We start from the raw sequence: 13,523 nt of genomic DNA on the forward strand, positions 1-13,523 counted from the left end.
AAAATATTCTCTATATTTAAGAGAAGGACAATGCCGCTGGAGGTCTCTATGATCAAGGTTGAAGACATGATGACTCGTAATCCTCATACATTACTGCGCACGCACACCTTGCGTGATGCAAAAAGCATGATGGATGCGCTTGATATTCGACACATTCCGGTTGTTGATGCCAATAACCACTTACAAGGCTTGGTGACTCAACGCGACATTCTTGCTGCTCAAGAATCGAGCTTGCACCCAGATGAGGCTGAACAATCTTTTACTTTAGACACACCGCTCTACGAAATGATGCACACCAACATCATGACGGCAGAGCCTATCGCGGGGCTCAAAGAGAGCGCTATCTATATGCAAAAGCATAAAGTTGGCTGTCTACCTGTTGTCACCAAAGGTCGATTGGTCGGCATTATTACTGATAGTGACTTCGTGACGATTGCGATTAACTTATTGGAACTGCAAGAAGAAGTGGAACCTGAAGAAATCGAGCAGGAAGAGTAGTACGCAAGCGTATTCTCTTTGTTGTAAGTTTCGTTTTTACACCGGTTAAACGAAAAAAAGAGCGGCAGGGTTGCCGCTCAAAATGCCATTACTGACGCTGATTAAGGAAGTGTTTCTCTGCCAATTAGAATTGGTCTTCTTCGGTCGAACCTGTCAATGCTGTCACTGAAGAGTTACCACCTTGGATAGTATTGGTCATTCTATCGAAGTAACCTGTACCTACTTCTTGTTGGTGCGCAACAAACGTATAGCCTTTTTCAGCTGCTTGGAATTCAGGACGCTGAACTTTCTCAACATAATGACGCATACCTTCCCCTTGAGCGTAAGCGTGCGCCAGTTCAAACATGTTGAACCACATGTTGTGAATGCCTGCTAGCGTGATGAATTGGTACTTGTAGCCCATGTCTGCAAGCTCTTGTTGGAACTTAGCAATAGTTTCTGCATCTAGGTTTTTCTCCCAGTTGAATGAAGGCGAGCAGTTGTACGCCAACAATTGATCTGGGTATTCAGCGTGAATTGCTTCTGCAAACTTACGTGCTTCTTCCAAACATGGCGTAGCCGTTTCACACCAAATCAAGTCTGCATATGGTGCGTAAGCCAGGCCGCGAGAGATAGCTTGGTCGATACCCGCGCGAACGCGGTAGAAACCTTCTTGAGTACGCTCACCTTCGATGAAGTCTTTATCATATGGGTCGCAATCTGAAGTAATGAGATCCGCCGCATTCGCATCAGTACGAGCAATAACTAATGTTGTTGTACCCGCTACGTCAGCAGCCAAACGAGCTGCAACGAGCTTTTGTACCGCTTCTTGCGTAGGAACTAATACCTTACCACCCATATGGCCACACTTTTTCACCGATGCTAACTGGTCTTCAAAGTGAACGCCCGCGGCACCGGCTTCGATCATCGATTTCATTAGTTCGTAAGCGTTAAGCACACCACCAAAGCCCGCTTCAGCATCCGCTACGATAGGTAGGAAGTAATCAATTCCACCTTCATCTTCAGGCGTCTTACCAGCAGCCCACTGAATTTGGTCTGCACGACGGAATGAGTTGTTGATGCGTTTTACTACTGACGGTACAGAATCTACTGGGTAAAGAGATTGGTCTGGATACATCGTCGAGGCGGTGTTGTTATCCGCCGCTACCTGCCAGCCTGACAAGTAAATCGCTTCAATACCTGCTTTAGCTTGTTGAACCGCTTGACCACCCGTTAGCGCACCAAGACAGTTTACGTAACCTTTTTTCGCACTACCGTTGACCAGTGACCAAAGTTTGTCTGCACCACGTTGTGCAATTGTGTTTGCAGGCACCATAGAGCCACGCAGTTCCACCACTTCCTCGGCAGTGTAAGTACGCTTCACATTTTTCCAGCGTGGGTTAGTTGCCCAGTCTTTTTCCAGAGCTTCAATTTGTTGGCGGCGAGTTAAGTTAGTCATTGGTCTATCCCTCTTTATAATTTGCACTTTATGCGTGTGCGTTGAGTTTCCGTTCTCAGGCAGTACTTCCCTATCTGCCTTGAAAATCCTTCACGTTATTGGTGTTACAGTTATTCTTTATTAATCCAGGTAGTCATAACCAGGAACTGTCAAAAAGTTGGTCAGTTCATCGCTCGTCGTGAGCCTTGCCATTAAGTCTGCTGCTTCTTCAAATCGACCCGCATGGTAGCGCTGCTCGCCAATTTCTTGCTTCACGACTTCAATCTCCTCTTTGAGATAGAGCTCGAACAGCTCTTTAGTGACCTTTAATCCGTTGTCTAGCGACTTGCCGTGTTGAATCCATTGCCAGATAGAGGCGCGTGAGATTTCTGCCGTTGCTGCGTCTTCCATCAGTCCGTAAATCGGCACACAACCATTGCCAGAAATCCAAGCTTCGATGTATTGCAGCGCAACGCGAATATTGTGGCGCATTCCGCCTTCAGTGCGCTCGCCTTCACAAGGCTCAAGCAGTTCAGCGGCTGTAATAGGCGCATCCTCTGCACGGCTCACATCCAACTGGTTGGTGCGTTCACCCAGCACAGCACTAAAGACTTCCATAGCAGTGTCAGCCAAACCTGGATGAGCCACCCAAGTACCGTCGTGGCCGTTGTTAGCTTCTAACGATTTGTCAGTCTGGATCTTGTCTAATACTTTTTGATTCTCTTTCGGGTCTTTAGCTGGGATAAATGCGGCCATTCCTCCCATCGCGAAAGCACCTCGTTTATGGCAAGTACGTACCAATAATCGCGAGTAAGCGTTTAAGAATGGCTTGTCCATCGTTACCACTTGGCGATCTGGCAGTACTCGGTCTGAGTGTTTTTTCAATGTTTTGATATAGCTAAAGATGTAATCCCAGCGACCACAGTTCAAACCAACGATGTGTTCTTTAAGCGAGAACAGAATCTCGTCCATTTCGAATACCGCTGGTAAGGTTTCAATCAGCACAGTCGCTTTGATGGTGCCTGTATCCAAACCGAAGTAGTCTTCCGTGAAATGGAACACTTCGCTCCACCACTTCGCTTCGTGATGCGATTGCAGTTTTGGAAGGTAGAAATAAGGGCCACTGCCTTTTTGAAGTAACGCTTTGTAGTTGTTATAGAAATACAGAGCGAAATCGAATAGCGCACCTGGAATGATCTGACCGTGCCACGTAACGTGTTTTTCTTTTAAATGAAGGCCGCGAACACGGCAGATCAACACCGCTGGGTCATCTTCCAGCTGATAATGTTTGCCATTGCCAGGATTGGTGTAACTGATGGTGCCATTAACAGCATCGCGCAAGTTAATTTGACCATCCAGCACTTTACTCCATGCAGGAGACATTGAATCTTCGAAGTCTGCCATGAACACTTTTACATTCGCATTCAGTGCGTTAATCACCATCTTGCGGTCAGTTGGTCCGGTAATCTCCACACGGCGATCTTGCAGATCTTGTGGGATTCCTAGGATCTTCCAACTTCCTTCACGGATGTCTTGTGTCTCTGGTAGAAAATCTGGTAGCTCACCAGCATCAATACGTGCTTGCTTCTCTTCTCTTGCTTCCAGCAACTGTTCAACACGTCCGGCAAATTTTTCACACAGTAGAGATAAAAAGGTTTGGGCTTCAACAGGGAAAATTGCTTGATGTTCTGGAGCAACGACTCCATTCACCTCAAGCATGCCTTGGGTTTGCTTTAGTTGTTGTGTTTTTTGTTCTGTCTGAGCAAGCATAATCATTCATCCTTAACGTGCTTTATCAATCTTGGGCAGTCAGCGTAAAGCTACATTTGTAAGTTATGAACAACAAATTACATCCTTTAACTTTGTGTTCAACTCGTCTAGCCATGCCGATAGATTGCGTAATGCTACGTGTATTTTCAATCTAGACATAAGTCGTATCGGCCTTTAAATAAGCTATATCAACAAAGGGTTTAGTGAAACCCCCAATATAAACAAAACAGAAAATTCAAAGTTTTATTCCGCAAGGTAAAAACCATCTATCAAGCGTCTTATTTTGTAAGTTATTACGTAATAAAATTACATTAAATTTAAAGTCGCTTTATAATTTCAAACAAGCGTATGAATATTGACAGGTAAACAAACACCTTGTACTCACAAGGGCTGAAGAGATGGATTTAAACAGGGGTCAAACAAGACATGCAGGGCTTTGTGTAAAATTAACATTGTGAAATTTCACTATTTTATGAAAGCTTCATCAAAGAAGAGCTGTAAAATTTTACAAGTCAAAGTTTACCAGCAGAATAAAATACTAGAAAGCGCACTGTTTCCAGTGCGCTTTTAGATAAATAATGGAGAAGTAAGGGCTAATACTAATAGCTAAAGCAGCTCTGAAACGACTTCTGCAAGTTGATTAAATGTTTTCGTTCTTGACGAGCTCGGACGCCAAACTAAGCCGATTTCGCGATAAGCTTGTTTACCTGGAGGATCGATCACGACTAAATTCTGGTTATGCAGCAAGCCATGGTCGATAGCCATTTGAGGAATGAACGTTGTTCCCAAACCATTCGCAACCATTTGCACCAGTGTATGGAGGCTGGTTGCCGTAAACGGATTGATTTTTTCTTTGTCTGTTAATTTACACGCTGATACCGCATGTTCCGTTAAGCAATGTTCTTTCTCTAGTAGAAAGACGGATTCGTCAGGTAAATCCGCGTAACGAATCGGCACAGGGACCGATTGGGCTTGATTAGCGCTTATAACCATTCGAAACGGATCCTTACCCACTACTCGGCTTTCCATCCCATCAATTTCGACTGGTAACGCTAAAATAAGCACATCCAGCTCACCATGTCTGAGCGCTTGGAGTAAGTTTGTCGTCGTGTCTTCTCTTAATAAAAGGTTCAGTTGTGGGAAACGGTAGTTCACCTCTTGTACCAAATCACACAGTAAAAACGGAGCAATTGTTGGTATGCATCCTACTTTTAGCTGGCCTTGCATATCGTCGCCTTGGCACATACGTCCAAGCTCAACCAAATCTTGCCCTTTTGCTAACAGCTCTCGCCCCTGCTTTACTACCATTTCTCCTGTTTGGGTAAAAACCAGTGGACTTTTCTTGTCTTTCTTTTCATATAATGGACAGCCAATCAACTCCTCTAAGTTTTGAATACCCTTACTTAAAGTCGACTGACTGACAAAACAACGCTCTGCAGCGTCACTAAAATGTCTTGTTTCATGCAGTGTGACTAAATAGTGTAACTGCTTCAAACTGGGCCATTTATTCATAATTGTATTTGTATCTACCGCCGTTCCAGTGATCGAGTTAAGAGTTTTGTTATTATCGTTTTTTTCGATTAACTCAATCTATTTATTTCGCTTTTTTCAATACTACAATCTGTACTATAGTTTGTCTCGTACAAACACGAACCAAACCGACACAACTGAATTCGGTTTGGAGCTAACCATACTTTTTAGGAGCAAAAAAATGGTACTAGTAGGTCGTCAAGCCCCTGATTTTACTGCAGCAGCTGTTCTAGGTAACGGTGAAATCGTTGAAAACTTCAACTTTGCAGAGTTCACTAAAGGTAAGAAAGCAGTAGTATTCTTCTACCCACTAGATTTCACTTTCGTTTGCCCATCTGAGCTAATCGCATTCGACAACCGTCTAGCTGACTTCCAAGCTAAAGGTGTTGAAGTAATCGGTGTTTCTATCGATTCTCAGTTCTCTCACAACGCATGGCGTAACACTGCTATCGAAGATGGCGGTATCGGTCAAGTTAAGTACCCACTAGTTGCTGACGTTAAGCACGAAATCTGTAAAGCTTACGACGTTGAGCACCCAGAAGCAGGCGTTGCTTTCCGTGGTTCTTTCCTAATCGACGAAGAAGGCGTTGTACGTCACCAAGTAGTTAACGACCTACCACTAGGCCGTAACATCGACGAAATGCTACGCATGGTTGACGCTCTTAACTTCCACCAGAAGCACGGCGAAGTATGTCCTGCACAATGGGAAGAAGGTAAAGCAGGTATGGACGCATCTCCAAAAGGTGTTGCAGCGTTCCTATCTGAGCACGCAGCTGACCTAGGCAAAAAATAATAGACCTTCACCCTAGCTCAACGGGTGTGATGGTTGGATGTATATAAAGCAATAAGCTAATGCGGAAAACCGCAAACGCCAATCAGTCTAAGTAAAGTCCTATCAAAGCCCAGAGCCTCTGCTCTGGGCTTTCTTTTTCCTTCAGATAAACCGCCAAAATGAGGTAACGCTTTAGCGTAAACTTTACCTCTATTTATCATCCCCTCCATACAGATTCTGCTTACTGGCCCTGTTAATATCTTAGCCACAACACTTATTTGTAACGTTAGCAGGATAAATGAACGTGGTTACTCACCTAGAAGTCTGTATTGATAATATTGAATCTCTGCACTACGCCATTGCTGGCGGCGCCACTCGGATTGAACTTTGCTCCTCTTTGGCTTTAGGCGGACTAACACCCAGTTATGGCTTTATGCAGCAAGCGGCTAAGCTTTCTAGTGTTCCAGTTTATGCCATGATCCGCCCACGCCAAGGTGACTTCTTCTACAATGAAGAAGAGATCGAAATGATGCGTTGGGATATTGAAGCAGCTCACCAATCAGGCTTGAGCGGTGTCGTGTTCGGCGTGCTCACTCAAGACGGTGATATTCATATGCCTTACGCGGCTGCGCTGTGTGAATTTGCTCAAGCGCTTGGCTTAGGCGTGACCTTCCATCGTTCCTTTGACCAGTGTCGTGACGCTGAAAAAGCTTTGGAAGAAGTGATCAGCTTAGGTTGTGAACGTATTTTAACCTCCGGTCTTGCGCCTTCAGCACCACAAGGGAGCGATGTGCTTAGAGCTTTGGTTAAGCAAGCCCAAGGACGCATAGCAATCATGGCGGGTGCTGGCGTTAATGCGAGTAACGCACGTGCGTTAGTAGAAGACACTCAAGTTCCTGAAATCCATCTGTCAGGCAAAACCACACGCCCTAGCCAAATGACCTTTGTTGCTGAACAAAGCAAAATGGGCGCATCCGATGTCGATGATTTTTTAATCCCCATCACAAGTACACAAGCCATTACCGATGTCGTAGCAGCTCTCAAATAGACCACCGTAACCTCACGCGCATAGCTTTTGAGTGCTAACATATTGTTTATCAAGGAGTGAGGAAAGGTGAATGTCTAAATTGAAGAAAAAGGAATACGAAAAGGAGCTCAAAAACCTTCAAGTTGAGCTCGTAAAACTTCAAGAGTGGGTCAAACACAAAGGGTTAAAGGTAGTGGTTTTGTTTGAAGGACGTGATGCTGCGGGCAAAGGCGGAGTGATAAAGCGAATTACAGAAAAGCTAAACCCGCGTGTTTGTCGCGTGGTCGCTCTGCCTGCACCGACAGAAAAAGAAAAAACGCAATGGTACTTCCAACGTTACGTCGCTCATTTACCATCTGCTGGTGAAATCGTTTTATTTGACCGAAGTTGGTATAACCGAGCGGGTGTCGAAAAAGTCATGGGGTTCTGTACGCCTGATGAATACGAAGAGTTTTTACGCTCTTGTCCTGAATTCGAAAGAATGTTGCAACGCTCTGGGATTATTCTGATTAAGTATTGGTTTTCGGTTTCAGACGAAGAGCAGGAAAAACGTTTTCTAGGTCGAATTAATACGCCGATCAAACGTTGGAAATTCAGCCCAATGGATTTAGAGTCACGTCATCGCTGGGTGGAGTATTCGGAAGCAAAAGATAAGATGTTTGCCTATACAGACACGAAAAACTGCCCTTGGTGGGTCGTCCCTTCTGATGACAAAAAGAAAGCGCGCTTGAACTGTATCAGTCATTTACTAAGCCAGATTGATTACAAAGCACTTGAGTACTCACCCATCGAATTACCTGAACTCAATAAAGAAGGTTACGTCAGAGCGCCCATTGATGATCAGACCTTCGTTCCTGATAAATATTGACGTGCTTTCCTTCTCTCTAATAAATAGGCCAGCCTAAAAGCTGGTCTATTTGTTGAAGTCAGTTACTTCAGTACGTCATCAATACTTTGATCACCTAGGTGGCGTACATCTTTCCCTTTCACAAAGTAAATAATGTATTCACAGATGTTCTGGCAGCGGTCCCCTACGCGTTCAATCGCGCGTGCAGACCACATCACTTGCAGAATATTAGGGATATTTTTTGGATCTTCCATCATGTAAGTCATCAATTGACGAATCACCGCTTCATACTCGGCGTCTAGTTTGTCATCTTGTTTGTGCACCTCTGCTGCCGCTTCTACATCCATACGGGCAAACGCGTCTAAAACCTGATGCAGCATATTAATTGCCTGACGGCAGAGAGGCTCTAACGACACTTGGAATTGTCGTTCTTTTGATGATGGGCTTTCAATGGCAACGTAAGCAATGCGTGTCGCCACGTCACCGATACGTTCTAAATCAGTGATCGTTTTGATGATAGCCATAATTAAGCGCAAGTCTTTTGCCGTTGGCTGACGCTTAGCAATAATGCGTGTGCAAGCGTCATCGATCGAGACTTCCATCGCATTCACTTTATGATCGTCACGCACAACCTTACGCGCCAGTTCGATGTCTTCTTTATGCAAGGCTTGAATAGCATACGAAAGCTGCTGTTCTACCAAGCCACCCATGGTTAATACATGAGTACGAATCGATTCTAGCTCTACGTTGAATTGTCCTGAAATATGACGTCCAAAGTGCATGATGTTCCTTATTCCGTATAGAGTCGCGACTTAACCGTAGCGACCCGTAATGTAATCTTCGGTCTGTTTCTTCATTGGCGAAGTGAAGATCGAGTCCGCGTCAGAGTATTCAATTAACTTACCCATATGAATGAATGCAGTATGATCGCTCACTCTCGCCGCTTGTTGCATGTTATGGGTAACGATAACGACAGTATATTGAGTCTTCAGCTCATTGATAAGCTCTTCAATAGTTAAAGTTGAGATTGGATCCAACGCTGATGTTGGCTCGTCCAATAACAGGACTTCCGGCTCAATCGCCACCGCACGCGCAATGACCAAGCGCTGTTGCTGACCACCAGATAAACCAAATGCGTTCTCATGCAAGCGGTCTTTTACCTCATCCCACAACGCCGCCGAGCGCAAGGATCGCTCCACTGCGTCATCTAAACTGCGGCTGTTTTTTACACCTTGTAAGCGTAAGCCATAAACTACATTTTCATAAATAGACTTAGGAAATGGATTGGGTCTTTGAAACACCATCCCCACTCGGCGTCGAAGTGTCGCAACATCGACATTAGGATGATAAACATTCTTGCCATGGAGACGCACTTTGCCTGTGACTCGACACCCTTCCACTAAGTCGTTCATGCGATTGATGCAACGTAATAACGTCGACTTTCCACACCCTGAAGGACCGATAAAAGCGGTGACTCGCCCTTTGGGAATTCGCATCGAAATATCATGCAGCGCCTGAGTTTGACCATAGAACAGATTAAGGTTCTCGATTGAGATGGCTGTTTGTTCATCCGTTAAATTATGAACATCCAATGGTGGCTCATAACCTAATGTACTATCAAAATTAAACATACTTAATCTTGTCCTAACGTTCTGTATTTTTCTCGTAAATTATTGCGAATACTGATTGCTGTTAAGTTTAGCCCGACAATCACTGTCACGAGTAAGAAAGAGGTAGCATAAACTAATGGTCGCGCCGCTTCGATGTTGGAGGTTTGAAAGCCAACATCGTAAATGTGAAAACCTAAATGCATGAACTTTCTATCCAAATGCACATAAGGGAATTGTCCGTCAACCGGTAAACTGGATGCCAATTTCACGACCCCCACCAGCATCAGTGGCGCTACTTCGCCAGCTGCACGTGCAATCGCAAGGATCAAACCTGTGATAATAGCTGGCGTCGCCATAGGTAAAACCACACGCCATAGTGTTTCGAACTGAGTTGCACCAAGCGCCAGAGAACCATGTCGTACTGAGCTCGGAATACGAGTTAAACCTTCTTCAGTAGTCACAATCACAACTGGAAGCGTCAGCACGGCAAGAGTTAGTGCAGACCATAACAAACCCGGCGTACCAAAGGTTGGTGCCGGTAGCTTCTCCGCATAGAATACGTTGTCGATAGAGGCACCAATCGTATAAACGAAGAAACCTAAACCAAACACGCCATAAACAATCGATGGAACACCCGCTAGGTTTATAACCGCAATACGAATAACTCTGGTTAGAGCGTTATTCTTAGCATATTCATGTAGATAGATAGCGGCGATCACCCCGAGTGGCATCACAATGATCGACATGATGAGTACTAAGAAAACCGTACCAAATATCGCAGGGAACACGCCTCCTTCGGAGTTAGACTCTCTTGGATCTTCAGATAAAAACTTCCAAACCTGTTTTCCCCAATGCATGACTTTATCAGGCAGTGACATTTGGTTTGGATACCAGTAGTCCAAAATATCTTCGAGCGGAATCGATACTTGTGACTCCGTCATATCCTCGGCAATCAAGGCATAGTCAGAGAGCTGAAGTCGTAAACCATCAAGTTGCAAATCTAACGTCGCAAGCGCTTTTTCTATCTGCTCTTTTTTCGTCTGATTTTCCTTTAAGAAGCTTTCTGTCAGCGTGTCATTCAATTCATGCTTGCGCTTTTCTAATCGCAACTGCTCTAGCTTCCAACCAAGCTCTTTAAGCTGATCGACCACCAAAGAATCAATCTCATGGCGCAGAGTTTCTGCATCATCAAGCTTTTTATTTAGTATCGATTGAATATCACTGGTGTATATATTATCGCCATCTTGAAACGCCACCAGCTTACCAAAGAAATAACCACCGCTACTGCGCTCTATCACCGCCCACTCTTTTGGCGTCGTGGGCTCATCCAACTGCATTTGCAATACGGAGATAAAATCGGCGGGATACAACTCTCGGTTAGCGATTTTGATACTGAGTCGAGTGGCAAAATCTTCATCGTCTTCTAACTGTTGTGCTGCGCTTTCAGGCAAATAACTCTTCGGTACAAAGCTGCGCTCATACACTTGACCAATCAGAATAGTATTTTCATGTAGCACTTCGCCTTGTACAGGAGTCAGCGCTGCAACATTCCACTGATACAAGGGCGCTGGCCAAAAGTAAGTCAGGCCTTTCCAGCCGATAAGGAGTAACAACCCTAATACCGACAACAAACTGATGCTGACTGCACCGCCTGTTAGCCATATCCACGGTGCGCCAGAACGAATCCAATTTAACACGTTATTACTCGCTCTTTATTCAAACCATTATTACAACGCACGGTACTTATCTCTCAGTCTCTGACGAACCCACTCCGCAAGCGCGTTTACTGCAAACGTAAACACAAACAAAATCAATGCAGCTAGGAACAGCAGGCGATAATGCGAACTTCCAACTTCCGACTCTGGCAACTCAACGGCGATGGTCGCCGACAGGCTGCGCAATCCTTCCAAAATATTCCAATCCATTAATGGCGTATTGCCCGTTGCCATTAACACAATCATGGTTTCGCCAACAGCGCGTCCCAGGCCCATCATAATGGCAGAAAAAATACCTGGGCTTGCAGTAAGCAAGACAACATAGATTAAAGTTTGCCAAGGCGTGGCCCCTAATGCCAAAGAGCCATCCGATAAATGCTTCGGTACAGAGAAAATAGCATCTTCGGCAATGGTAAAAATCGTCGGGATAACAGCAAACCCCATCGCTAGCCCCACCACCAATGCATTGCGTTGATCGTAACCAATACCATGCTCGGTTAAGAATAAGCGCATATCGCCACCAAAGAACGTCTGCTCAATCGTAGGCGAAATCCACACTCCAAGCCCAATCAGTACCAATATGACAGGCATGAGCACTAAAGCATGCCAACCATTAGGCAGACGATTCCGCAAAGGTTGCGGTATTAATGCCCATAGCCCGCCCATAATCATGGTGCTCAAGGGCAAAACAAACAGCATAACGACGATCGTAATCAAATGATCTTCGACAATAGGCGCGAACCACAATCCCGCGAGGAAACCTATGATCACCGTCGGCAGTGCTTCCATTAGCTCAATCGACGGTTTTACTACACGACGCATGCGTGGCGACATAAAGTAAGCCGTATAAATAGCACCTAGCACTGCGAGCGGTACTGAAAACAGCATCGCAAACATCGCCGCTTTTATCGTTCCAAACGCAATAGGTACTAGGCTGAACTTAGCCTCAAAGTTATCGCTCGCCGAAGTCGATTGCCACACAAATTCAGGCTCAGGATACCCTTCGTACCACACTTCTTGCCATAATGAAGACAATGAAACTTCCGGATAGGCATTGTCCACTTCCGCAACATTTAACGCATTATTTTGCCAAGTGATTAAGTAGCGTTCATTGTTAGACATTGCTGCGATTGCGGGCGCTTGATTGTACGCACGCTTAAACAACACCAGTTTTTCACTGGTTGTATAATGGCTTTGCAACGTGCCGTTGGTGTAAAAGCTATAAAATCCTTTTCGATGAGAATCCGGCAACAAATACTTAAGCTCTGATGCCAATTTAAAATCACGAATATGCGTTAACGTGCGTTTTTCTTCTTGCAGCGTATCAAACCATTGCGACACCCGACCATCGTTGTGCGTCACCAAAAGCGAGTAAGCACCAGCCAATAAGTCTATCGTACGAACGGAATGCTTCTTATCACCTTGAGTGAGATCGACCACCTCTCGCACAGCAAATTTACGTGCGGTTTTCTTTAACACGATCAACTCAGAGCCATCGCGCAAATAAAGCGTTTCACCGTCAGGTGTCAACAACATTTGCTGAGGCGTATTAAAGCCTGAAGAGAACGTAAAATCGATCGTTGTAGGAGACGTACCCAAAGACGAAGCCACTTGCCAGCGAGCTTTCACTTCACCGCTTTGCGTCTGCCAAACAACCGTTGGTAAGGGCGTCGAAGCTGCAAATACAAACTGAGTCACAGGATCTTGAGGCGTACTTAGTGTCAGATCCATGCTGGTGTCTAGCTCAATCACTTCCGGAGGACGTGTATTTTCTCTCAATGTAGCATTAAATTCTGGCTTGAAAAGGTTCGCTTTACCCTGCCCATCAACAAATCCATACCAACCTAGCCCAGGAGCAGATTGAGAGAAAGCGACGGGTTTCTGGGCGATTTGCTGTGTATACACCGCAGGTTTCGTAGGATCGTCCATCGACAAATATTGAATCTCACCACTTTGGGTTAGAACGAACGCGAGCTGAGCGTAATCATCCACTGAAATCGCAAGTGGTGTTTCAATATGAGTGGCTCGAATGGCTTGGTTGGTTTTGATCTCCGCATCAGAAAAAAGCGGAATGATCACCATGGCGAGGTAGACAAAGATCAAAATAAGCGCCGCGAGTACGCCGACACCACCGGATGTCACTGCAAGTCGAACTAAACGATCTTTTATCAGTCGTTTCTTATCTTTTTCCTGCAATGAAAACTCGGCTTGTGCCATTTAAATCTCTACCTTTTTTGACTTAGTACTAGAATATGTCGTTAAGATGACAATTATATTACAGATCACATTAAACACCTGAAAAGAATACAACTCTTATGCAATGCGTGGTATGAAATA

At 44.9% G+C, this 13,523-nt stretch carries 11 protein-coding genes; 4 read left to right on the forward strand and 7 right to left on the reverse strand.

The genetic code is table 11. From position 1 onward, the window contains the following. The first annotated feature begins 48 nt into the window (after positions 1-48). Positions 49-498, forward strand: a complete 450-nt coding sequence (locus R7Q47_RS22490; protein WP_017820562.1) for a CBS domain-containing protein — start codon at positions 49-51, stop codon at positions 496-498. A 124-nt stretch (positions 499-622) separates the two neighbouring features. Here the strand turns inward: R7Q47_RS22490 and aceA are convergent, their stop codons facing one another. The 3 genes from aceA to R7Q47_RS22505 form a co-directional block, all read right to left on the reverse strand. Then, positions 623-1,936, reverse strand: coding sequence for an isocitrate lyase (gene aceA / locus R7Q47_RS22495; RefSeq protein WP_005381733.1), 1,314 nt, complete (start codon positions 1,934-1,936; stop codon positions 623-625). 120 nt (positions 1,937-2,056) lie between these two features. Then, positions 2,057-3,685 (reverse strand): malate synthase A, encoded by a 1,629-nt coding sequence (gene aceB, locus R7Q47_RS22500; RefSeq protein ID WP_017820561.1) that lies wholly within the window; start codon positions 3,683-3,685, stop codon positions 2,057-2,059. A gap of 606 nt (positions 3,686-4,291) precedes the next feature. Then, on the reverse strand, positions 4,292-5,197 hold the full coding sequence (locus tag R7Q47_RS22505) for a hydrogen peroxide-inducible genes activator (RefSeq protein ID WP_005383681.1): 906 nt from the start codon (positions 5,195-5,197) through the stop codon (positions 4,292-4,294). Positions 5,198-5,396: 199 nt separating this feature from the next. On the opposite strand from R7Q47_RS22505, the gene R7Q47_RS22510 reads away from it, so the two are divergent. The 3 genes from R7Q47_RS22510 (at position 5,397) to ppk2 (ending at position 7,882) form a co-directional block, all read left to right on the forward strand. Next, positions 5,397-6,008, forward strand: a complete 612-nt coding sequence (locus R7Q47_RS22510; protein WP_005381738.1) for a peroxiredoxin C — start codon at positions 5,397-5,399, stop codon at positions 6,006-6,008. A 283-nt stretch (positions 6,009-6,291) separates the two neighbouring features. Then, positions 6,292-7,035, forward strand: a complete 744-nt coding sequence (locus R7Q47_RS22515) for a copper homeostasis protein CutC (RefSeq protein WP_411912878.1) — start codon at positions 6,292-6,294, stop codon at positions 7,033-7,035. A 70-nt stretch (positions 7,036-7,105) separates the two neighbouring features. Continuing rightward, positions 7,106-7,882 (forward strand): polyphosphate kinase 2, encoded by a 777-nt coding sequence (gene ppk2 / locus R7Q47_RS22520; RefSeq protein WP_258634370.1) that lies wholly within the window; start codon positions 7,106-7,108, stop codon positions 7,880-7,882. A 62-nt stretch (positions 7,883-7,944) separates the two neighbouring features. Here the strand turns inward: ppk2 and phoU are convergent, their stop codons facing one another. Genes phoU through R7Q47_RS22540 form a run of 4 tightly spaced genes read right to left on the reverse strand, consistent with a single transcriptional unit; the run spans position 7,945 to position 13,403 of the window. Beyond that, a complete protein-coding gene (gene phoU / locus R7Q47_RS22525; protein ID WP_005381744.1) occupies positions 7,945-8,643 on the reverse strand; it encodes a phosphate signaling complex protein PhoU in 699 nt (232 codons plus the stop codon). Positions 8,644-8,673: 30 nt separating this feature from the next. Beyond that, entirely contained in the window at positions 8,674-9,492 is an 819-nt protein-coding gene (pstB, locus tag R7Q47_RS22530; protein ID WP_005381745.1) for a phosphate ABC transporter ATP-binding protein PstB, read from the reverse strand. 2 nt (positions 9,493-9,494) lie between these two features. Beyond that, positions 9,495-11,168 (reverse strand): phosphate ABC transporter permease PstA, encoded by a 1,674-nt coding sequence (gene pstA / locus R7Q47_RS22535; RefSeq protein ID WP_318089387.1) that lies wholly within the window; start codon positions 11,166-11,168, stop codon positions 9,495-9,497. A gap of 30 nt (positions 11,169-11,198) precedes the next feature. After that, positions 11,199-13,403, reverse strand: a complete 2,205-nt coding sequence (locus R7Q47_RS22540; RefSeq protein ID WP_017820556.1) for an ABC transporter permease subunit — start codon at positions 13,401-13,403, stop codon at positions 11,199-11,201. Positions 13,404-13,523 lie beyond the last annotated feature (120 nt).

Source organism: Vibrio sp. Vb0349, assembly GCF_033338975.1.